The sequence below is a fragment of the Parabacteroides provencensis genome (genome assembly GCF_900232875.1).
Taxonomy (GTDB): Bacteria; Bacteroidota; Bacteroidia; order Bacteroidales; family Tannerellaceae; genus Parabacteroides; species Parabacteroides chinchillae.
Genome location: NZ_LT960488.1, coordinates 481,670 through 501,777 on the forward strand (window position 1 = coordinate 481,670; position 20,108 = coordinate 501,777).

15 protein-coding genes are annotated in these 20,108 nt (G+C 41.9%); 8 read left to right on the plus strand and 7 right to left on the minus strand.

The genetic code is table 11. The features are described from left to right. Positions 1–70 precede the first annotated feature (70 nt). Entirely contained in the window at positions 71–2,110 is a 2,040-nt protein-coding gene (locus CTY47_RS02135) for a DUF5686 family protein (protein ID WP_394340679.1), read from the plus strand. Here CTY47_RS02135 and CTY47_RS02140 read toward each other — a convergent pair. The 4 genes from CTY47_RS02140 to CTY47_RS02155 form a co-directional block, all read right to left on the minus strand. Beyond that, the gene (locus CTY47_RS02140; RefSeq protein ID WP_099463203.1) at positions 2,099–2,992 is read right to left on the minus strand and encodes an N-acetylmuramoyl-L-alanine amidase-like domain-containing protein; all 894 of its coding nucleotides are present in this window, start codon (positions 2,990–2,992) and stop codon (positions 2,099–2,101) included. The genes CTY47_RS02135 and CTY47_RS02140 overlap by 12 nt on opposite strands. 7 nt (positions 2,993–2,999) lie before the next feature. After that, the gene (uvrB, locus tag CTY47_RS02145) at positions 3,000–5,021 is read right to left on the minus strand and encodes an excinuclease ABC subunit UvrB (protein WP_099463204.1); all 2,022 of its coding nucleotides are present in this window, start codon (positions 5,019–5,021) and stop codon (positions 3,000–3,002) included. Between the two features lie 2 nt (positions 5,022–5,023). Further along, positions 5,024–5,224: a PspC domain-containing protein gene (locus CTY47_RS02150; protein WP_099463205.1), complete on the minus strand. Its 201-nt coding sequence runs from the start codon at positions 5,222–5,224 to the stop codon at positions 5,024–5,026. Between the two features lie 84 nt (positions 5,225–5,308). Continuing rightward, positions 5,309–7,972 carry a DUF5916 domain-containing protein gene (locus CTY47_RS02155; protein ID WP_099463206.1) on the minus strand — a complete coding sequence of 888 codons (2,664 nt, stop codon included), beginning with the start codon at positions 7,970–7,972 and terminating at the stop codon, positions 5,309–5,311. A 230-nt stretch (positions 7,973–8,202) separates the two neighbouring features. On the opposite strand from CTY47_RS02155, the gene CTY47_RS02160 reads away from it, so the two are divergent. Next, on the plus strand, positions 8,203–9,411 hold the full coding sequence (locus CTY47_RS02160; RefSeq protein WP_143813319.1) for an Rpn family recombination-promoting nuclease/putative transposase: 1,209 nt from the start codon (positions 8,203–8,205) through the stop codon (positions 9,409–9,411). A gap of 525 nt (positions 9,412–9,936) precedes the next feature. On the opposite strand, the gene CTY47_RS02165 is transcribed toward CTY47_RS02160, so the two are convergent. Together CTY47_RS02165 and CTY47_RS02170 are read right to left on the minus strand one after the other, a co-directional pair. Next, positions 9,937–10,305 (minus strand): RNA polymerase sigma factor, encoded by a 369-nt coding sequence (locus tag CTY47_RS02165; protein WP_099463208.1) that lies wholly within the window; start codon positions 10,303–10,305, stop codon positions 9,937–9,939. A gap of 78 nt (positions 10,306–10,383) precedes the next feature. Beyond that, positions 10,384–11,124 carry a copper homeostasis protein CutC gene (locus CTY47_RS02170; RefSeq protein ID WP_099464040.1) on the minus strand — a complete coding sequence of 247 codons (741 nt, stop codon included), beginning with the start codon at positions 11,122–11,124 and terminating at the stop codon, positions 10,384–10,386. A 106-nt stretch (positions 11,125–11,230) separates the two neighbouring features. Between CTY47_RS02170 and CTY47_RS02175 the strand changes: the two genes are divergently transcribed. The 6 genes from CTY47_RS02175 to CTY47_RS02195 all read left to right on the plus strand — a co-directional run bounded on the left by CTY47_RS02175 (position 11,231) and on the right by CTY47_RS02195 (position 19,503). Continuing rightward, entirely contained in the window at positions 11,231–12,169 is a 939-nt protein-coding gene (locus tag CTY47_RS02175) for a DMT family transporter (protein WP_099463209.1), read from the plus strand. 371 nt (positions 12,170–12,540) lie between these two features. Next, positions 12,541–14,979: a bifunctional aspartate kinase/homoserine dehydrogenase I gene (gene thrA / locus CTY47_RS02180; protein ID WP_099463210.1), complete on the plus strand. Its 2,439-nt coding sequence runs from the start codon at positions 12,541–12,543 to the stop codon at positions 14,977–14,979. A 14-nt stretch (positions 14,980–14,993) separates the two neighbouring features. After that, entirely contained in the window at positions 14,994–16,202 is a 1,209-nt protein-coding gene (locus CTY47_RS02185; protein ID WP_099463211.1) for a cofactor-independent phosphoglycerate mutase, read from the plus strand. A 5-nt stretch (positions 16,203–16,207) separates the two neighbouring features. After that, on the plus strand, positions 16,208–17,521 hold the full coding sequence (gene thrC / locus CTY47_RS02190) for a threonine synthase (RefSeq protein ID WP_099463212.1): 1,314 nt from the start codon (positions 16,208–16,210) through the stop codon (positions 17,519–17,521). Between the two features lie 51 nt (positions 17,522–17,572). Beyond that, positions 17,573–17,908 (plus strand): protein-tyrosine phosphatase family protein, encoded by a 336-nt coding sequence (locus CTY47_RS16735; RefSeq protein ID WP_143813320.1) that lies wholly within the window; start codon positions 17,573–17,575, stop codon positions 17,906–17,908. A gap of 59 nt (positions 17,909–17,967) precedes the next feature. Continuing rightward, the gene (locus CTY47_RS02195) at positions 17,968–19,503 is read left to right on the plus strand and encodes a family 43 glycosylhydrolase (RefSeq protein WP_099463213.1); all 1,536 of its coding nucleotides are present in this window, start codon (positions 17,968–17,970) and stop codon (positions 19,501–19,503) included. 27 nt (positions 19,504–19,530) lie between these two features. Here the strand turns inward: CTY47_RS02195 and CTY47_RS02200 are convergent, their stop codons facing one another. After that, on the minus strand, positions 19,531–19,968 hold the full coding sequence (locus CTY47_RS02200) for a DUF695 domain-containing protein (protein WP_099463214.1): 438 nt from the start codon (positions 19,966–19,968) through the stop codon (positions 19,531–19,533). Between the last annotated feature and the right edge of the window lie 140 nt (positions 19,969–20,108).

Genomic DNA, 20,108 nt, shown 5'->3' on the forward strand with positions numbered 1-20,108 from the left:
AAATACTTATGGGGATTTATTTTTGCACACACACAATCATACAGCAAAAACTCAGCTAGCCGATTCTATCATGAATATTGTTATAGAAAGTGCTTGCGGTTATGCAGATGTCGTATCTAAGTATGATGCTGAAATATATATTAAAGGACGTACTGAAATACTAAAACACAACTTCTTAATCCGTTTCGCCAATAATCTCTTTCCTGTTGACCGGAAAAATAAAGATATGCTCTTTGAAATGTTCAGCCAATCTAAATTCAGCGCACCCAACAATTATTTCCATAGTTTTAAGGCTGTCAACGGAAACAGTATACCCAACCGTAGCAAACAGCAAGAAGTAGTAAGTTTTCTAAATCTCAATGTATATTCTCCCACCGCTTATAATGAAGAAATATTAATGCCGGTAGCAAGCAATGCATTCAGTTTCTATAATTTCACATTGGAAGACATACAAGATACACTCGGACTCAAAATCTACAAAATCCGCTTTATGCCTAAAATGTGGAGCCAAAAACTGGTATGCGGAGATTTATATATTACCAACAATTCCTGGGTGATTGACAAAATAGACATGAATGGACGTTTTTCTTTCGCCGAATTTAATCTGGTCATGACGTTTAATAGAGATTTCCGCCGTTTTCTTTTACCCGATAAAGCCGATCTGTTTCTTAGATACAACGTACTGGGGAATGTCATTGCCAGTACTTATCATGCGACTTTCAAATACAAGGAAGTTGAATGGATTGAAGAAAACCATCAAAGCAAGCGACAAAAATCACTCGATTTAACCAGCTATTACCGTCTGTCTTCCGATACGATCCCTATTATCAGGGATTCAACTTATTGGAATAAAAAACGGGATATTCCTCTCACCTATGAAGAAAATAAAATTCTCACCCAGGTCAAAAAAAACGAAGATAAATTAGATACTACCAACATGGTAAAGTATATAAAACTCACTCAGCAATTAACAAATACCGTAAACCTAGACTATCGCACTACCCGTATCAAATATTCAGGAATACTTAACCCTTTTCAATTAGGTTATTCCGCACGAAACGGTATAAGCTACAAACAAAAAATACGCATAAGCAAAACATTTAAAAAAGACAGGCAAATCCGTTTCCGTCCCGAAATAGGTTTTACATCCAAAAGAAAAGAATTTTTCTTCAAAATTGCCGGCGACTGGGAATACAAACCTGAAAAGTTAGGAGCACTAAGTCTCATGATAGCAAATGGTAATCAAGGTTATTCATCCGAAATAACCAAAAAGATCAATGCAGAGCTAAAAGACTCCGTCTTCAATTTTGATGATCTCAATCTCAAATACTTCAAACACTATTATGTTGACCTGCGTAATACTATTGAATTATTCAATGGTTTCCAGTTAATGACGGGAATATCTTATCACCGTCGTATACCGGTAAAAACAAGTACAGATATTGACCCGGGAGAGGGTGTTGATAATATTTTAAATGAAAACTATCATGATTTCCTCACAACCGTTGGTTTTTCATATACCCCCCGGCAATACTATCGGATGGACGGGCATCGCAAAGAATATGTCCGTTCCTACTACCCGACCATTTCATTGGAAATAGCCAGAGCAATTCCTAATGTAGGGAAAAGCATAGGAAACTACGGGCGCATTGAAACCGATATACATCAAAGTATCTCTCTGGGCTTATTACGTAAACTGAATTATCATATCAGCGGAGGACTTTACACAAAACAAAAAGGAACCTATTTTGCAGACTTTGAATATTTTACACGGCACAATTTCCCGGATTCGTGGGATGACAAAATAGGTGGGGTCTTCAATTTGCTAAAAAGCGAATGGTATAATGCTTCCGATAAGTATATACAAGCGCATTTTATGTATCAAAGCCCTTTTATCCTTTTCCAACTACTAAAAAATAAAAGAGCTTCCAAACATATATTTTCCGAACGATTCTACTTAAGCCAATTATGGACTCCAATACTGCCAAGCTATACCGAAGCCGGATATGGTGTAGGAAACAACATATTCAATATTGCCATTTTCCTCGGATTTAATAAATGGGAATATCAAAGTATAGGATTCAAATTTGCATTTGAATTATTTCAATGACGGACTTAACTGACGGATAACCATTATTCCGGCATTGCTCTTTATCCGTTTTGTATATGCTTCCAAAGACTCTTCATTAACAATAACCTTTTTTGCAACAGAAGAGGCATGTATAAAAGTAAGCTTATCTCCAACCCTATAAGCAATACCTACGTGAGAAATATCCAATCCTTTGATATTTGTCACAAAGCAAATTATATCTCCATCTTTAATACCACGGGCACAGGCTCCTATATCTTCTTTAGGTAAATAAAAATAAGAACGGGTATTTATCTCCTTTTCTTTTGCTGTTATCTTTGCAACACGTTCCGGAGAATCTTTCAACTGAACATAACTATCCGGATGCGTCGACATAAATGATAAATTTACGGCTAATGGCTTTCCGCCTATCTCTTTTGTAATATCTTTTATCCTGCCCTGCTTCTGGTTTTCATAAATCCAATCAGTCGTATAATGCAAACGATCCGTATAATCCAAACCGGCAGAAAGATTCTCTGACATATTATCACGATAACGGAAAAGAGATAAAACATGGCAGAAATTATCGAATGAAACAGACGGCATCTGCAATGTACGCACCAAAGCAACCGTATTCTCCACTAAAGTCATACAGTCCAATCCACTGAAATTGACAACCAGCTTTTCCGGAACTCGTTCCAATGTTGCGGCCACATAAGGTACACCCAAAAAGAACAAAGCAGCTTTCACCGTCAATTCTCCTGTAGGTAAAGATTTCTCCGACTCCACTTCTTTTATAAAACGGTCAAAAACAGCACGGTCTTCGCCCGTATAATATACAGAGTCAACAACAGGTAAGACCTGTGCTTTTCCACACAAAGGAAGAAGCAGGAAAATAGTCATACAAAAATATCTCAGAATCATATTTCAATTATTTTGTAGCCAACAAATCCTGAAGTTTAACCAATTCATCACGAAATTGCGCAGCTTCTATAAAATTCAGCTTTTTGGCAGCTTCAGCCATTTGTTTCTTTGTACGTTCAATCGTTTTTTCCAATTGCTGGCGACTCATATACTGAACAACCGGGTCGGCCACCAGACTGGGTTCTGATTCTATATAAGCATAAGGCTCAGATGTAACCGTCTGTTGTTTCTCTGCAACCAAAGAAACACTATTCTTAATAACCTGTTTCGGAGTAATACCATGTTTTTCATTATAAGCTAACTGTTTTTCGCGGCGGCGGGTTGTTTCATCCATTGTCAACTTCATACTATCAGTTATCTTATCAGCATAAAAAATCACCTTTCCATTTATGTTACGCGCCGCACGTCCGGCTGTCTGCGTCAGCGAACGGTGAGAACGCAAAAAGCCTTCTTTATCCGCATCCAGAATTGCAACCAAAGACACCTCCGGCAAATCCAATCCTTCACGTAATAAGTTCACACCAATCAAAACATCAAACAGCCCTTTACGAAGATCATCCATTATCTGGATACGTTCTAACGTGTCCACATCACTATGAATATAATTGCACCTCACTCCCATACGAGTCATATAAGTAGTAAGCTCTTCAGCCATACGTTTAGTAAGTGTCGTCACCAATACCCGTTCATCTTTAGCAGCACGCTGCTCTATTTCTTCCATTAAATCATCTATCTGATTCAATGTCGGACGCACCTCTATTACCGGATCCAATAAGCCGGTAGGACGAATTACCTGGTCTACAACAATTCCTTCGCTTTTTTCCAATTCATAATCGGCAGGTGTTGCACTCACATAAATAGCCAAAGGAGTAAGAGATTCGAATTCATCAAAAGTAAGCGGACGGTTATCTATGGCAGACGGAAGGCGGAAACCATATTCAACCAAATTCTTCTTCCTGGCAAAATCGCCTCCGTACATAGCACGTATCTGCGGTATGGTCACGTGGCTTTCATCTATCACCAGCATGAAATCTTTCGGAAAATAATCCAACAAACAGAAAGGGCGTTCACCTGGAGCCCGCCCGTCAAAATAACGGGAATAATTCTCTATACCCGAACAATGTCCTAATTCCCGTATCATTTCCAGATCAAAAGTTACACGTTCATATAAACGTTTCGCTTCAAATGGCTTCCCTATTTCTTTCAGGAAATTCACTTGCGTACCCAAATCCACATCAATCTGACCAATAGCGGAATTAATCCTGTCTTGTGTAGTGACAAATAAATTCGTCGGGTAAATATTCAGTTCATCCTGTTCATCTATTTCCTGACCGGTCTTAGGATCAAAAGAAGATAAACGGTCTATCTCATCATCCCAAAACTCAATACGGTAAGCCACACCGTCAAAAGTCTCAATAGCAGGAAAAATATCCACCGTATCACCGTTTACCCGAAAACAGCCACTATTAAAATCCAATTTGTTATTAACATACAAAGCATCGACAAAACGCCTTAATAAAACATCCCGGTCAATCTTCATTCCCCGTTCCAAATGTGTTACTTTTTCTGCAAAAGCACGAGGATCGGCCATACCATACAAACAAGACACTGATGAAACCACAATAACATCCTGCCTGCCGGACAAAAGAGAAGCGGTAGCACGCAAGCGCAGTTTATCAATTTCTTCATTGATTGCCAAATCTTTTTCTATATAGGTATCTGTAGACGGAAGATAAGCTTCCGGTTGATAATAATCGTAATATGACACAAAATACTCTACAGCATTATTGGGAAAAAAGGCTTTAAACTCACTATACAGCTGAGCTGCCAAAGTCTTGTTATGGCTCAAAATCAAGGTTGGTCTTTTCACCTCCTTAATCACGTTAGCAATTGTAAAAGTCTTACCGGAGCCTGTCACCCCCAACAAGGTTTGAAAAGGTACACCGCTCTGTATGCCTTCGGTAAGCGCAGCAATAGCCTCCGGTTGATCTCCGGTCGGACTAAAAGGCGACGATAATTCAAAATTCATTCTTAATACTCTTTTTCTTTAGGCATAATTAACCAGAGCACAAAATAAGCTATAACCCCGGAAAAAACAGTGAATATACTCAGCAATACATAACCGACACGAACCAATGTAGGGTCCCAGTCAAAATACTCGGCAATACCGCCACATACACCTGCAATCATTTTATCGTTTGAACGAGTAAGTCTTCTTTTTTTCTCTTCCATAATATTCTAGTTTTATGTTTTTATTTCAAGCAAAATATTCCGTATACGAGTTAAAAACAAAAATAATCAGAAAAACCGATTATACTATATATTAAACCAGTAATTTACTTTAATCATAAAAGTATTTGTGGAAGGAAGCCCAAACATACGATCCAGATTCGATCCCCAACCGCCAATTTGTTTACTGTCGCGGTTAGACATTTGGTGTTCCCATACAAAATAGAGGGTAGAACCCGGTAAATATTCCCAACGGGCCACCAGATTAGAACGGAATTCATTAAAGCTGAAATTCGGGTTCGGAAACTCATAGACTTTCCCTTCATGGGTAAAGCTATATAATCCTTCATTATAATTCAAAGCATCGGAATGTATTGAATAAAAACGATTATCATACGAATGAGACTTTGTATCATCAGCCAGTTTAAAGTCACTAAACTTCGCTGTAGACGTAAAAGGAGAACCATAAAATTGGATAGAAATATCAGGAGTTACGTTCACCTGTACTTTCATGGTAAGGCCATACGTTTTCTGATCCAAGTGTCCCGCCAAATAAACAGGAGTAAGTGTTTTTTGCGTATTCAGCAACTCTACATTAGCAGGAAGTAATGTATTTACATATTGCATATTGTCCGTATTCCACGCATAGTTCAACTCACCGGACAGATATACATGGTTTCCCAGACGGAATGTCAGGCTCGGCATCATCGTATTAAAACGATTATATCCGTCCAGATTATGGTTACCTTCATATTTCAACATAAACATAACCCGCTTTGCTTTATCCGTGTTAAACTTTACAGATGTCAGAAAAAAAGGATTATAGCGCACATCAGGACCACCTCTGAGCATGCGTGTATCCAATTTATTCCATCCGAACGTTTCTTTCATATCCATTTCATAACGATTCATAGTCATACTCTGCCAACGCAAAGCAACATCATTATTAATTGCATACCCACCATAATTCCACCAATTCGTTTGTGTAAGAGTAAATGCGTTATAGCGGAACATCTTCCATATATCTGTCTGGCGATAAGCTATCTCCGTTTCATTCTTTAGATAATCGGTCTCCTTCATATACCCCATATCATTCAAATCAAAACCGGGAGAAGACCAACCAAACGATTCAGAAAAAGCCCACTTAGCATTACCTTTCCTTCCTACTTTTACATAACCACCCGTTCCATTTAATGAAGTCCTGTTTGGATCGACTCCTAAATAGCCTTTAGATGATTCGCGTTGATAATAATGTACAGCATTCCGTTGTAAAAGAGTTATAGCTTCTTTTGTTCCATTCAAGGAACTCAACATTCCCTTAACGTCAATATAATACAGCCTATTGTTAAAATACTGTGTAAAATCAATACCCGCAGTAAACGCATTCCGTACCAGAAATTTTTCCAGATAAGGTTCGCTCAAATCTCTGTTTACAGAAGTCAGCATGCCCCCTAGTAACGTATTTCCTTTCCAGTTCTTTTGCATACGTCCCACCGTATAATTTGTAAGAGGTTCCACTACTTCCGTCGTTTCATTACCATTTCTACTGACTTTAACAGAAGAACGGGCTGTAACACTTTGTACTACACCGATTGTAACCCCTTTCCGATTGGTACCTGTAAGTTTCAACGCACCGATAATAGGAACATTATCTTTTGTTCCGGCAAAGCTGCTTACATTATCAATATTTTGCGGAGTATAAGACGGGGCTGCACCGATACGGCGGGTATAAAACATCATATCATTACCATTTGCAAAATCTAAGATATGTTTTCCTTCCAGAAAGAAGGGGCGTTTTTCATCATAAAAAGTTTCATAAGCTGTCAGATTCATTACCGAAGGGTCTAATTCCACTTGCCCAAAGTCCGGATTAATAGTCATATCCAACGTAAAGTCAGACAATGCAAATTTTGCATCCAGTCCAACATTACCTCCCCAACTATGTCCTTTTTGATACGGGCTACCCGGTATCTGAGGTGAATTGCGAAACTTACCCATTACATAAGGCAAAAACTCTATTCCGCGCGGCTTGGGCAAATCTGTCATACCGTGCATCTCTCCGAAAGAAAAAACATGGCCATTATTTTTCAATGGTATCATGCTCCAGTTTTGAACTTCGTTGTTACGCCGGATTATACGTCGTACATGAAGCCCCCAGACACCATCATCCGATTTCTGATTATAACGAAGTTGGCTAAATGGAATACGCAGTTCTGCAGTCCATAAAGAATCTTTTTGGTCAATATGGGTTTTTCCTTCCCATACGGCATTCCAACTTAAATTGACACTTAATTTGTCAGTAACAACCAAATCTGTTTTATTGCCTCCCAGATTTATATTAAACTCAGGGGCAGCCCTGTAATCATGATACGTATCAAAAGCGACACTAATCAAATCGCCCAAACTGTTATCATCACGGTTTCCTATAAACCTATTCATCTTTTCGGGTACTGCGTCCTTGCACATAACCCCCACATAAATATACTTATTGTCATAAAAAAGTTTCACTTTTGTAGGAGAAGGAGAAATTACCCGTTCATAAGGAATAATTTGCACAAAACGATCAGACCACTCACCCTGTTCAGTCCAGAAACCTTCATCAAGTTTCCCATCTATCACAGGCTTCTGGCCGGAAACCTTCGTAATATTGTACACTCGCTTATATGCCTTGTCAAAAGGTACAATCGAATCTTGCTGTGCAAAACATAACATAGATATAAATAAGGCAACAAAAAAATACAGGTATTTCATGGTCATTCATCATTCAATATACAATGACCCAAAGATACAACAATATACTAAAAAACATCCCGATCATTTCTCCAAATCATCTCGATGTTTCGAAAAAATGATCGGGATGTTTTTTAATATATAACTTCTACCCCAAATCTTGTTTGCCACATAATTCATAAATCACAAATCTTTCTTACCTTTGCCTCACTGCCTGCTATTGGGTAGTGAATCATCAAAACCAGACTACTATGGGAAGATTTATCAATCCGTTTACGGATATAGGCTTCAAGCATATATTCGGAAGGGAGATTAGTAAGGATGTACTTATCGCGTTCCTGAACGATTTATTGGTCGGAGAAAGGCATATAGCCGACATATCCTTTATGGATAAGGAAGATATGCCGGAAATGGCAAACGGCAGAGTGGTAATCTTCGATATCCTCTGCAGGGAAACAAACGGGGCCTATTTCATAATCGAAATGCAGAACCAATACCAGGATTTCTTCCTGGACAGAAGTTTGTACTACCTGTGCCGCTCTGTTACTCGGCAGGGAATAAAAGGGAAAGATTGGGAATATGAGATCTTTCCGGTATACGGAATCTATTTCCTGAACTTTATTATTCCGCCGTTTGTTTCGTTCAGGACAGATGTAATATTGGCAGATCGCGCTACAGGTGAAGCNAAGGAAGATATGCCGGAAATGGCAAACGGAAGAGTGGTAATCTTCGATATCCTCTGCAGGGAAACAAACGGGGCCTATTTCATAATCGAAATGCAGAACCAATACCAGGATTTCTTCCTGGACAGAAGTTTGTACTACCTGTGCCGCTCTGTTACTCGGCAGGGAATAAAAGGGAAAGATTGGGAATATGAGATCTTTCCGGTATACGGAATCTATTTCCTGAACTTTATTATTCCGCCGTTTGTTTCGTTCAGGACAGATGTAATATTGGCAGATCGCGCTACAGGTGAAGCGGTAAACAAAAAATTCAGACAGATATACCTGTCAATGCCCTACTTTACCCTGGAGCAAGACGAATGTAAAACAGATTTTGAACGTTGGATTTATATATTAAAACACATGGACACATTTGACAGAATGCCTTTCAATGCGCAGAAAGCCGTCTTCGACAAGCTGCTCGACATTGCCGATGTCAGCAAGCTGGACGAGAAAGAGCGTGCCCGGTATGACGAAGCGCTCAAAATATACAGAGACTACTACGGCACGATAAACTCCGCAAAAAGACAAGGGCGCAAAGAAGGTGAAGAAAAAGGCAGAGCCGAAGGCTTAGCGGAAGGTATCGAGAAAGGTAAGGTGGAAGGCAAAGCAGAAGGTCTGGCTGAAGGAAAAGCAAAACTTCGTACTGCTGCCCATGGCATGAAAGACCTTGGAATACCTATTGAGAATATTGCCAAAATAACAGGACTTACCCCGGAAGAGATTGAAACCGCATAAAAAGATATTATATCAAAAGACTGTTATAGAAACGCAGGTACAGAGAAATAGACTATATTGTACCTGCGTTTTTAATTGCCTACCCTATCCAATTTAGTAGCTTACCAGAAAAGCTGGTTTAGCGAAGTCTTTTGCCGTAGTAGCCCTGACGGTGTAGCCTTGACTTTTCTGCCAAGAGAAAAGTAATAAAAAACGTCTATGGAAAGCACTAATGTATGACAAGCAGAATACCAAAGTAACGCAACAATAGCATATATACCAAAAATACACATCTAAAATCAGGCTATTTTACAATCTAGGTACAGGAGCCAAAGATGGCTACAAAAGATAACAAAGTAGAGACGTATTTATAACACGCAGACAGGCATAACTGAATGCCGATTACTTTTTCATACTAATATAATCTGCATATTCTGCGTGCATTGATTCATGGATATTTAACTATAAAAGCAGAGCGTAACGAACACATTCGGCGAATTCGTTACGCTCTGCTTTTTTCTTACTGCCGGTAAAGTTATTTATATCTTATTTGCTATCATCTTTATCGTTGCTCAAAACCTTATGTAAAGCTTGCCGTGCAAAATAAATACGACTTTTTACAGTACCGACAGGAATATTCAAATGCTTTGCTATTTCTTCATACTTATAACCGCTTATAAACAAGCTAAACGGAACTTTCAATTCATTACTGATACTACGAAGCGCTTTTGATACATCCTGCATAGAATAACTGTTTGTAGTTGAAGAACTAAAAACAGCATCAGAAGAAAGATCGATATCAGTCCAAATCTGCTGATCGGCGTACTTATTTACAATCTTACGATATTCACTAACAAAAATATTACGCATTGCGACAATAATGCGACCTTTTAAAGCGTCTTTGTTATTCTCCATATATATACTAATTTAAAATGAGCTCTACGTCTCCAATCAACAGAAGAATACTTTAAAAGGTTTCAGTTTTTTTGCTTTTTAACTCACAAAAGCAGCTACTTTTTTACGATCTGTCTCTACGGTTTCAAATTCGGAAGATACCACATTACTACCCATCGGAACATTTTCATTGCGATACACCATTTTACTGTAAACGATGCTGCGGGCCGACGTGTGAAACTCTTTAGCACCGGTTTCCTGCTCTATTTTTACTATATTCTCTTCGCGCACTCCGCAGCCAGGCATAATAATGATGCGGTTGGCCGCACGCTTCACCAATTCTGCAATCAAAGAGATACCTTTCACAGCATCCGACTGTTGGCCGGAAGTCAGAATACGGTCGCATCCCAGTTCTATCAGCTGCTCTAAAGCAACAAAAGGATCCCGGCACACGTCGAACGCCCGATGACAAGTTACCGATAAAGGCTTAGCTGCATCCATCAACCGGCGCATCAGCGTAACATCGATATCTCCCTCTTTCGTAAGGCAGCCAAACACTACGCCATGCACTCCCAACTGTTTACACATTTCTATATCATGCAACATCGACTGAACCTCGGCAGGCGTATACAGGAAATCGCCGCCGCGAGGACGTATTATCACATTAATGTCGATAGTAGACGTTAACTCCCGGGCGGTCATGATCTCACCATAGCTGGGCGTTGTTCCTCCTTCGGGAATACCGGCACACAACTCTACGCGTTTAGCGCCTCCCATTTCGGCCTCTACACAACTCTGCGCCGAATTGGCACATATTTCAATAATACGAATCGGTTTCATAAGCATTTATCTTTATATCCGTTTAAGCAAACACAAAGATAGAACTATTTTTGCGAAGGAAGCACAATAACCGTACATTTGCATCTTGAGCTAAAGCAGCAAGAACATGAATTCAGAAAAACAAAAAGGACACCTACTTATATTGGTGGCAAACATCCTGTTCGCAATAAATATGCCTGTTTCCAAGTATTTATTGCCTACCCATCTAGCGCCTGAAGCTTTAACAATCATGCGTATGTCTTTTGCCTGCGTAATGTTCTGGATTACTTCACTGTTTGTCCCTTTCGAAAAAGTTTCGTTAAAAGACATGGGCACTTTATTTATATGCGCCTTATGCGGAGTAGGCTTTAACCAAGGTTTATTTATTTGGGGGCTCAACATTACATCTCCGGTTGATGCTTCTATCATAGCCACTGCCGTACCTATTTTCGTTATGATACTTGCTGCTATTATACTAAAAGAGCCTATCACAAGAAAAAAGGCATTAGGTGTTTTACTGGGAATAACCGGGGCAGTCTCCCTCATCCTGCAGTCCACACACAGTTCAAACCAAGCCAGCAGTTTAGCCGGAAATTTAATGATTACATTCAGTGGATTCATCTATTCCATCTATTTAGTATTATCGAAACCGCTGACATTAAAATATTCATCCGTAACAATGATGAAGTGGATGTTTCTGTTTTCAACATTAAGTGTATTACCGTTTACAATCGGGCACATAGCAGATTCTCCCGCTTTCCAAAGGTCAGTTCTTGATTTCCGGGAATTAGGAGCTATTTTCTTTGTTCTGTTCGGAGCAACGTTTGTACCTTACCTATTAATACCGATGTCTTTAAAGCGCATCCGTCCAACTACCGTCAGCATGTACAATTATGCACAACCTATCATAGCATCGTTTATTGCAGTTTTAGTAGGACAAGATTCTTTCAGTTTTTACAAATTACTTTCTGCAGCATTTGTTTTTGTAGGCGTCTATATGGTTACGCAGAGTAAGAGCCGGGCAGATATAGAAAAGGAAAGAGCCTTAGAAACTGCAAAAAAGTAAGGATTTGCCATAAATCACCTTCTTTTTAGACACTTATTTTGGTAAAAATGCTTGCATTTGAAAAATAATGCGTAATATTGCCCCTGCAATACAAAATAGAAAACAAATCAATGAGTGCAGAATTTGCATATTATACATGGGCATTGATGACCCCTTGGGGGGTTAGAATCTATTCACTTCGATCAAATTGAAAGTTGACAGTGGACAGTTAATTATCTGCATTGTCCTTTCACATACAAGTCAACATTCAGTATCTCATTATTTCCATATTAAGAAATTCTTATTAATAACCATAGTTGCCGGTTTACATATATGGTATTTATCTTTATGATAACCGTAATTGTCAACAGTCAGCTATCAATGATAAAAAGATGAAAGTATTAAAATTCGGCGGAACGTCCGTAGGTTCCGTAGATAGTATTTTAAGTGTAAAGAAGATTGTAGAAGCTATAGACGAACCGGTAATAGTAGTTGTATCTGCTCTTGGCGGTATCACAGACAAATTATTAAATACGGCAGCACTGGCTTCAAAAGGAGACGTGGCTTATGAGCGTGAAATGTCTGAAATTATCGCCAGGCACCTGGATGTAATAGAAGGTGTAATTCCCGATCCGGCTTTACGGAATGACGTTCAAAAGAAAGTAATGACTTTACTTGACGAACTGGCAAATATATTTAAGGGTGTTTACCTGATCAATGATCTTTCGGCCAAAACTTCGGACACGATCGTCAGCTATGGTGAGCGTCTTTCATCCCAAATCGTATCTAATGTCATAAAAGAAGCCCAATTATTCGATTCGCGCAAATTCATTAAAACGGTAAAGCAATTCAACAAACATATCGTCGACTTCGAATTAACGAATAAACTGATTAAAGAGGCGTTCAGCCCGCTACCCAAAGTATCATTGGTTCCCGGCTTCATCTCTACCAGCACGGAAGGCGAAGTAACGAATTTAGGACGTGGAGGATCAGACTACACAGCATCTATCCTGGCAACGGTTCTGGACGCAAACGTACTGGAAATATGGACAGACGTAGACGGTTTCATGACTGCCGACCCGCGTGTAATCAGTTCTGCTTATGTAATAGACCGCTTGACGTTTACCGAAGCAATGGAGTTGTGTAACTTTGGTGCCAAGGTAATTTACCCTCCGACAATCTATCCTGTCTACCATAAAAATATACCGATCCGGATATTGAATACGTTTAATCCGACAGCCCCGGGAACTTATATTTCCAAAGAACGGATAAAAGATAGCAGTAAGGCTATCATTAAAGGTATTTCATCTATTAACGATACCTGCCTGATCACCGTTCAGGGCCTAGGCATGGTGGGGGTTATCGGTGTAAATTATCGAATATTCAAAACCTTGGCAAAAAACGGTATCAGTGTATTTATGGTATCGCAGGCCAGTTCCGAAAACAATACTACGTTTGCAGTACGTAATGCGGATGCCGATTTAGCCGTTAACGTTCTGGATGAAGAATTTGCCCTCGAACGTGCACAGGGAGACATGAGCGACACTGTTGCCGAGAAAGACCTGGCAACCGTAGCTATCGTAGGTGAAAATATGAAGCGTACTCCCGGTATTGCCGGAAAATTATTCGGTACGCTCGGCCGTGCAGGTATCAGTGTGATAGCCTGTGCCCAAGGTGCTTCTGAAACAAACATATCGTTTGTCATCAAGCTAAAATATCTACGTAAAGCATTAAACTCTATTCATGATTCTTTTTTCCTGTCGGAATATAAAGTTCTGAACCTTTTCATAGCGGGAGTTGGAACGGTAGGCGGTAACCTGCTCGAACAAATCCGCATCCAACAACCCAAATTGATGGATCAAAACGGGCTTAAACTAAATGTAGTAGGTGTATCCAACTCCAGACACGCACTTTTCTGCCGCGAAGGGTTGAATCTTGAAAACTGTATCGATGATCTGAAAGAAAAAGGTGAAGCCAGTAATCCTGAGCACCTCTGCGAAGAAATACTTAATATGAATATTTTCAACTCCGTATTCGTAGACTGTACTGCCAGCCCGAAGGTTTCGGCATTATACGAAACACTGTTGAATAATAACGTGTCCGTAGTAGCTGCTAATAAAGAAGCAGCATCTTCTTCTTTCGAGACTTATACGACCCTGAAAGAGACAGCCCGCCATCGTGATATCAAATTTCTGTTTGAAACAAATGTCGGAGCAGGCCTTCCTATAATCAATACAATGAACGACCTTATAAACAGTGGAGATCATATACTGAAACTGGAAGCTGTATTATCCGGCACTCTGAACTATATATTCAATACAATCAGTGCCGATATACCCTTCAGCAAAGCCATCCAGTTAGCAAAGGAAGCAGGCTATGCCGAACCCGATCCACGTATCGACTTAAGCGGAAAAGATGTTGTTCGTAAACTTGTTATTCTGGCGCGTGAAGCCGGTTACAGAGTAGAACAGGCAGACGTAAAGCGAAACTTATTTATTCCCGACGAATACTTCGAAGGATCTGTCGATGATTTTTGCGGAAAGATAAAAGAACTGGATGCTGCATTCGAAGCCAAGCGCCAGCAACTGGAAGCCGAACACAAACGCATCCGCTTTGTAGCCAAGATGGATCGCGGTGTCTGCGAAGTAGGTTTACAGGAAGTCGATGCCCATCATCCTTTTTATGAATTGGAAGGCAGCAACAATATCATCATGATTTCAACCGAACGTTATCACGAATATCCCATGATCATAAAAGGCTACGGTGCCGGGGCAGACGTGACGGCAGCCGGCGTGTTTGCTGATATCATCTCAATAGCGAACATCCGATAAAACTGAATTTTATTATGAAGCACATCATCATTCTGGGAGATGGCATGGCAGACGAACCTATCGAAGCACTCGGTGGTAAAACACCTATGCAGTATGCCAATACTCCCTATATGGATAAATTAGCAGAACTAGGTGTTACCGGACAGATGAAGACCGTTGCCGACGGTTTCCACCCCGGTAGTGAAGTTGCCAACATGGCTGTTCTGGGCTATGATCTGCCCAAGGTATACGAAGGCCGGGGGGTACTTGAAGCTGCCAGCATCGGAGTTACCCTGCAACCGGGAGAAATGGCCATGCGTTGCAACCTTATCTGTGTAGAAGGCGACATACTGAAAAACCATTCATCCGGACATATATCCACCGGAGAAGCCGACGAACTGATCCGGTTCCTTAACGAGAAACTGGGCTCCGACCGGGTAAAGTTCCACACCGGTGTCTCCTACCGCCACCTGCTGGTTATAAAAGGCGGAGACAAAAGGTTGGACTGTACACCTCCGCATGACGTGCCGCTTCATCCTTTCAAACCGTTGATGGTAAAAGCTGAAGTTCCGGAGGCCGGAGAAACAGCCGGTTTATTAAATGAACTTATATTGAAATCCCAGGAAATCCTGGCCGACCATCCGATAAACAAGAAACGTATTGCAGCCGGTAAAGATCCGGCCAACAGTATCTGGCCGTGGTCGCCGGGATATAGGCCAGCCATGCAAACTATGCAGGAAATGTACGGTTTCAAGAAAGGCGCCGTAATATCGGCTGTCGACCTGATCCGCGGTATCGGAGTATATGCAGGGCTTGAAGTTATCAACGTAGAAGGCGCTACCGGTTTATGGAATACGAACTACGAAGGAAAAGCCCATGCCGCCCTTGAGGCCCTGAAGACAAACGACTTTGTCTACCTGCATGTAGAAGCCAGTGACGAAGCCGGGCACGAAGGCGACGTAGACCTGAAAGTAAAAACAATCGAATATCTGGATAACCGTGCAATACGGATTATTTATGAAGAATTACAGAAATGGGACGAGCCTGTTGGTATTGCTATTCTGCCCGACCATCCTACCCCTTGTGCCATCCGTACGCATACTAATACACCTGTGCCTTTCCTTATATATAAACCAGGCATACAACCGGACAGCGTAACCAGCTTCGACGAGTTCTCGGTACTGGACGGAAAATACGGAGTATTGGAAAAAGACCTGTTCATTAAAGAGTTTCTTAAAGAATAAATCACATGAAATATTACAGTACAAACAAACAAGCCCCTCTTGCTACGCTAGAGGAAGCCGTTATAAAAGGTTTAGCCGGCGATAAGGGACTATATATGCCCGAAAGGATTCCTTCCTTAAGTAAGGATATTATTAGCAAAATGAAACATATGTCTTTCCATGAGATAGCGTGCACAGTGGCACAAGCTTTCTTCGGCGAAGACATCGAACCGGACGTATTGGACAAGATCGTAAAAGATACACTTTCGTTCGACACGCCGGTAGTACATGTGGAAGACAACATCTACAGCCTGGAACTCTTTCACGGCCCCACGCTGGCATTTAAAGACGTAGGCGCCCGCTTCATGGCCCGTTTGCTGGGGTACTTCATTAAGAAACAAGGACTGAAAGAGGTAAACGTACTTGTTGCTACTTCGGGAGACACAGGAAGTGCCGTAGCCAACGGTTTTCTGGGCGTTGAAGGTATCCACGTGTATGTGCTCTACCCCAAAGGAAAGGTAAGCCCTATACAGGAATGCCAGTTCACAACACTGGGACAAAACATCACGGCGCTCGAAATAGACGGTACCTTCGACGATTGCCAGGCCTTGGTAAAATCCGCCTTTATGGATAGCGAACTGAATGGACACATGAAACTCACTTCGGCCAATTCTATCAACGTAGCCCGCTTCCTTCCGCAATCATTCTATTACTTCAATGCGTATGCACAACTGGACAAAGCAGGAAAAGCAAACGAACTGGTAGTAAGTGTTCCCAGCGGGAACTTCGGCAACATCACAGCCGGACTGTTTGCACACCGGATGGGACTTCCTGTCAAACGCTTTATAGCGGCCAACAACCGCAATGATGTATTCCTCGAATATCTCAACACCGGCAAGTACAATCCCCGTCCGTCCGTAGCCACCATTGCCAACGCGATGGACGTAGGCGATCCTAGCAACTTTGCACGCATTTTGGACTTGTTCGGTATCTATGGCGATCCGCACAAAGCAATCTGCGGATTGATCTCCGGCTACCGCTTTACCGATGAAGAAATTGCTTCCACTATGAAACGCGTTTACAACGACTGCGGCTATTTGCTGGATCCCCACGGGGCATGTGGCTTCCAGGCGTTGGTACAAAATGCACTTGATGCAAACGAAACCGGTGTATTCCTGGAGACAGCCCATCCGGCCAAGTTCAAAGGCACGGTAGACAGTATCCTGGCTTCGGACATCGAAATCCCCGCCAAGTTGCAAGCCTTTATGAAAGGTAAGAAACAAAGCATAGAACTCAACAAAGACTTTGCCGGCTTCAAAGCCTACCTGATGGCACAATAATAGAAAAAAAGACAATTCAAAGTCCGTTGTATCAGGAGTAACCCTTCCCCTATGGGGAGGGGAAAAGAGGGAGGCTGGAATGCCCGCACCATACGGAAAACCTCCGTACCCCTACAAAAGTATCACCGGAGCTCCGGCGGAGGCTCCGTACCCCTACAAAACCATTACCGGAGTAGCTGCAACCATTTTGTAGGCCTACAAAACCATTACAGACGCGCCGGCAGCCATTTCGTACCCCTACAAAACCATTGCCGGAGCTCCGGTGATACCTCCGTAGAGCTACAGAGGCTTTACAGGCCGGATTTCTCAATTTTCGACCTGCTATTAACCCATACAAATCAGCAGAAGGTTGCCACCAACACAAATACGCCTTATCAGCGTGCGTAATATCAATGTATTTCTTTATATTTGCCCTGTTTTTAAATTCTTTATTTACAATTCAGACCATGAAAAAGACATTTATCGTCATTGCCTGCGCTGCTTTGTGTGCAGCTAATATGTACGGGCAAACAAAAGGGCACTTTAACAATCCGGTTATTCCCGGTGATGTGGCCGATCCCTCCATCATTCGTATAGGCAACACCTGGTATGCTACCGGAACCTCTTCGGAGTGGGCGCCTTATTATCCAATGTTTACATCTACAGACCTGGTAAACTGGAAACAGACCGGGCATATCTTCGACAAACAGCCGGAGTGGACCGTTTCATCGTTCTGGGCTCCGGAGTTGTATTATATGAACAATAAGGTCTACGCCTACTATACGGCACGCAACAAAAAGGGCGTGTCCTATATAGGTGTAGCCACGGCAGACGACCCGACAAAGGAATTTACCGACCATGGCCCGGTTGTTGAATACGGAACCGAAGCCATCGATGCCTTTATTCTGGAAGACAACGGCAAGCAATACATCTCATGGAAAGCCTACGGACTGGATAATCGGCCTATCGAACTTCTTTGCAGCCAACTTTCGGACGACGGCCTAAGCCTTGTTGGGGAAACATTCACCCTGATGCGCGACGACGACCGGATCGGAATGGAAGGCCAATGCCACTTCAAGAAAGGAGATTATTATTATATGCTCTACTCTACGCATAGCTGCTGCGGGCCTAAAAGCGATTATCAGGTACGCGTTGCCCGTTCCAAAACGCTGAAAGGCCCGTATGAGATATATGATGGTAATCCGGTCTTGCACGGCGGTAGCGACAAAGTTCAGTCATGCGGACACGGTACAGTGACCACTACCCCGGACGGACGTATGTTCTATTTCTTCCACGCCTATCTGACCGGAGGCCGTTTCTTTGCCGGACGCCAACCCATGCTCCAGGAAATGGTGATAGGCGATGACGGTTGGATACACTTCCCCACAGGCGATACGGCGCAGTTAGAACAGCCGCTTCCATTCAAAGGAAAAGAGCAGAAAGCAACGCCTGGCTTCTTCGACAACTTCAAAAACAATAAGCTGAAAGCCGGATGGACATGGAACTATCCTTATACTACCGTTAACATCCACACAGGCAAAGGTAAACTATCGCTAAGCGGAACCATGAAGGAAGGCAACCATAACGGCTCGGCACTCTGTCTCCGCCCGGTAAAACCTGATTATGCTTTTGCCACACAGGTAATCAACCATAATAGCAGCCTGAAAGGTCTTACCCTCTACGGCGATGACAAAACATTGGTAGCCTTTGGCGCCCAAGGAGACAAACTGATACTGAAAGAGGTGATAGACGGTAAAGAGCAGATCGTCTGCAACGAACCGCTCCCTGCTACTTCTCCTTATCTGAAAATAGAAGTAAACAACGGAACTCAATGTACTTTCTTCTGGAGCAAAGACGGAAAAACGTGGCAAGCCCTAAACAACATTGCCCCGAAACGCGATTATAGCAAGCAAGTACGCTGGGACCGCGTTGCACGCCCGGGACTGATCCATTGTGGTTTGCCAACCGAACCGGCAGAGTACAGTTACTTCCGGTTACTATAAAATACCAATAGTAATAAGAACGGGCGGTTATTCCACCGCCCATTCTTTCATCTCCAACATATCCAGATATTCTTCCCATTCCGGGTCTACTTCGGTATAGATAGAAATAGGTAAAAGTTCGAAGGAAGCCAAAGCCTCGTTCAAACGTTCGCCAAAAACACGCACCGTACGGGTATAGAACACCCACACCTTCTCGCCGCCTCCTGTATAAACGCCGGTAAGGATAGAAAGTTTATCCTTCTCCATCGCTTTTTGCAGCACGGCCTGTATCTCTTCCATACGTCCTGCAACTTCTTCCGAAGGCATGCCAAGTTTATCCGCCTCATACTTCCAGGTTATCTCTGCACGCTCCTTAAACTTGCCTGACTGTACAAACTCAGTCAGTTCTTCGCGGCCACTCACCGTTATCATTTGTCCTTCCTCGCTCTCCGAAAGCGCGGTAAACCATACATTACTCAGTTTCATATTATCTTTATTATTAGTTGTCTGCTGCAACTGCAAAGATAGAGATTATTCCGTCATCATCACATGCAACTTTTTTGCGGAAAATGACAGAGCAACCAAAGGCCATACGAGAATTTGGCAAACATTGTCAAGCCTGATTA

Excerpts from the sequence above, each read along its gene's own strand:
- CTY47_RS02135 (WP_394340679.1), top strand. The coding sequence starts at position 71 with ATGAATATTGTTATAGAAAGTGCTTGCGGTTATGCAGATGTCGTATCT.
- CTY47_RS02140 (WP_099463203.1), bottom strand. The coding sequence starts at position 2,992 with ATGATTCTGAGATATTTTTGTATGACTATTTTCCTGCTTCTTCCTTTG.
- uvrB (WP_099463204.1), bottom strand. The coding sequence starts at position 5,021 with ATGAATTTTGAATTATCGTCGCCTTTTAGTCCGACCGGAGATCAACCG.
- CTY47_RS02150 (WP_099463205.1), bottom strand. The coding sequence starts at position 5,224 with ATGGAAGAGAAAAAAAGAAGACTTACTCGTTCAAACGATAAAATGATT.
- CTY47_RS02155 (WP_099463206.1), bottom strand. The coding sequence starts at position 7,972 with ATGAAATACCTGTATTTTTTTGTTGCCTTATTTATATCTATGTTATGT.
- CTY47_RS02165 (WP_099463208.1), bottom strand. The coding sequence starts at position 10,305 with ATGGAGAATAACAAAGACGCTTTAAAAGGTCGCATTATTGTCGCAATG.
- CTY47_RS02170 (WP_099464040.1), bottom strand. The coding sequence starts at position 11,124 with ATGAAACCGATTCGTATTATTGAAATATGTGCCAATTCGGCGCAGAGT.
- CTY47_RS02175 (WP_099463209.1), top strand. The coding sequence starts at position 11,231 with ATGAATTCAGAAAAACAAAAAGGACACCTACTTATATTGGTGGCAAAC.
- thrA (WP_099463210.1), top strand. The coding sequence starts at position 12,541 with ATGAAAGTATTAAAATTCGGCGGAACGTCCGTAGGTTCCGTAGATAGT.
- CTY47_RS02185 (WP_099463211.1), top strand. The coding sequence starts at position 14,994 with ATGAAGCACATCATCATTCTGGGAGATGGCATGGCAGACGAACCTATC.
- thrC (WP_099463212.1), top strand. The coding sequence starts at position 16,208 with ATGAAATATTACAGTACAAACAAACAAGCCCCTCTTGCTACGCTAGAG.
- CTY47_RS16735 (WP_143813320.1), top strand. The coding sequence starts at position 17,573 with ATGGGGAGGGGAAAAGAGGGAGGCTGGAATGCCCGCACCATACGGAAA.
- CTY47_RS02195 (WP_099463213.1), top strand. The coding sequence starts at position 17,968 with ATGAAAAAGACATTTATCGTCATTGCCTGCGCTGCTTTGTGTGCAGCT.
- CTY47_RS02200 (WP_099463214.1), bottom strand. The coding sequence starts at position 19,968 with ATGAAACTGAGTAATGTATGGTTTACCGCGCTTTCGGAGAGCGAGGAA.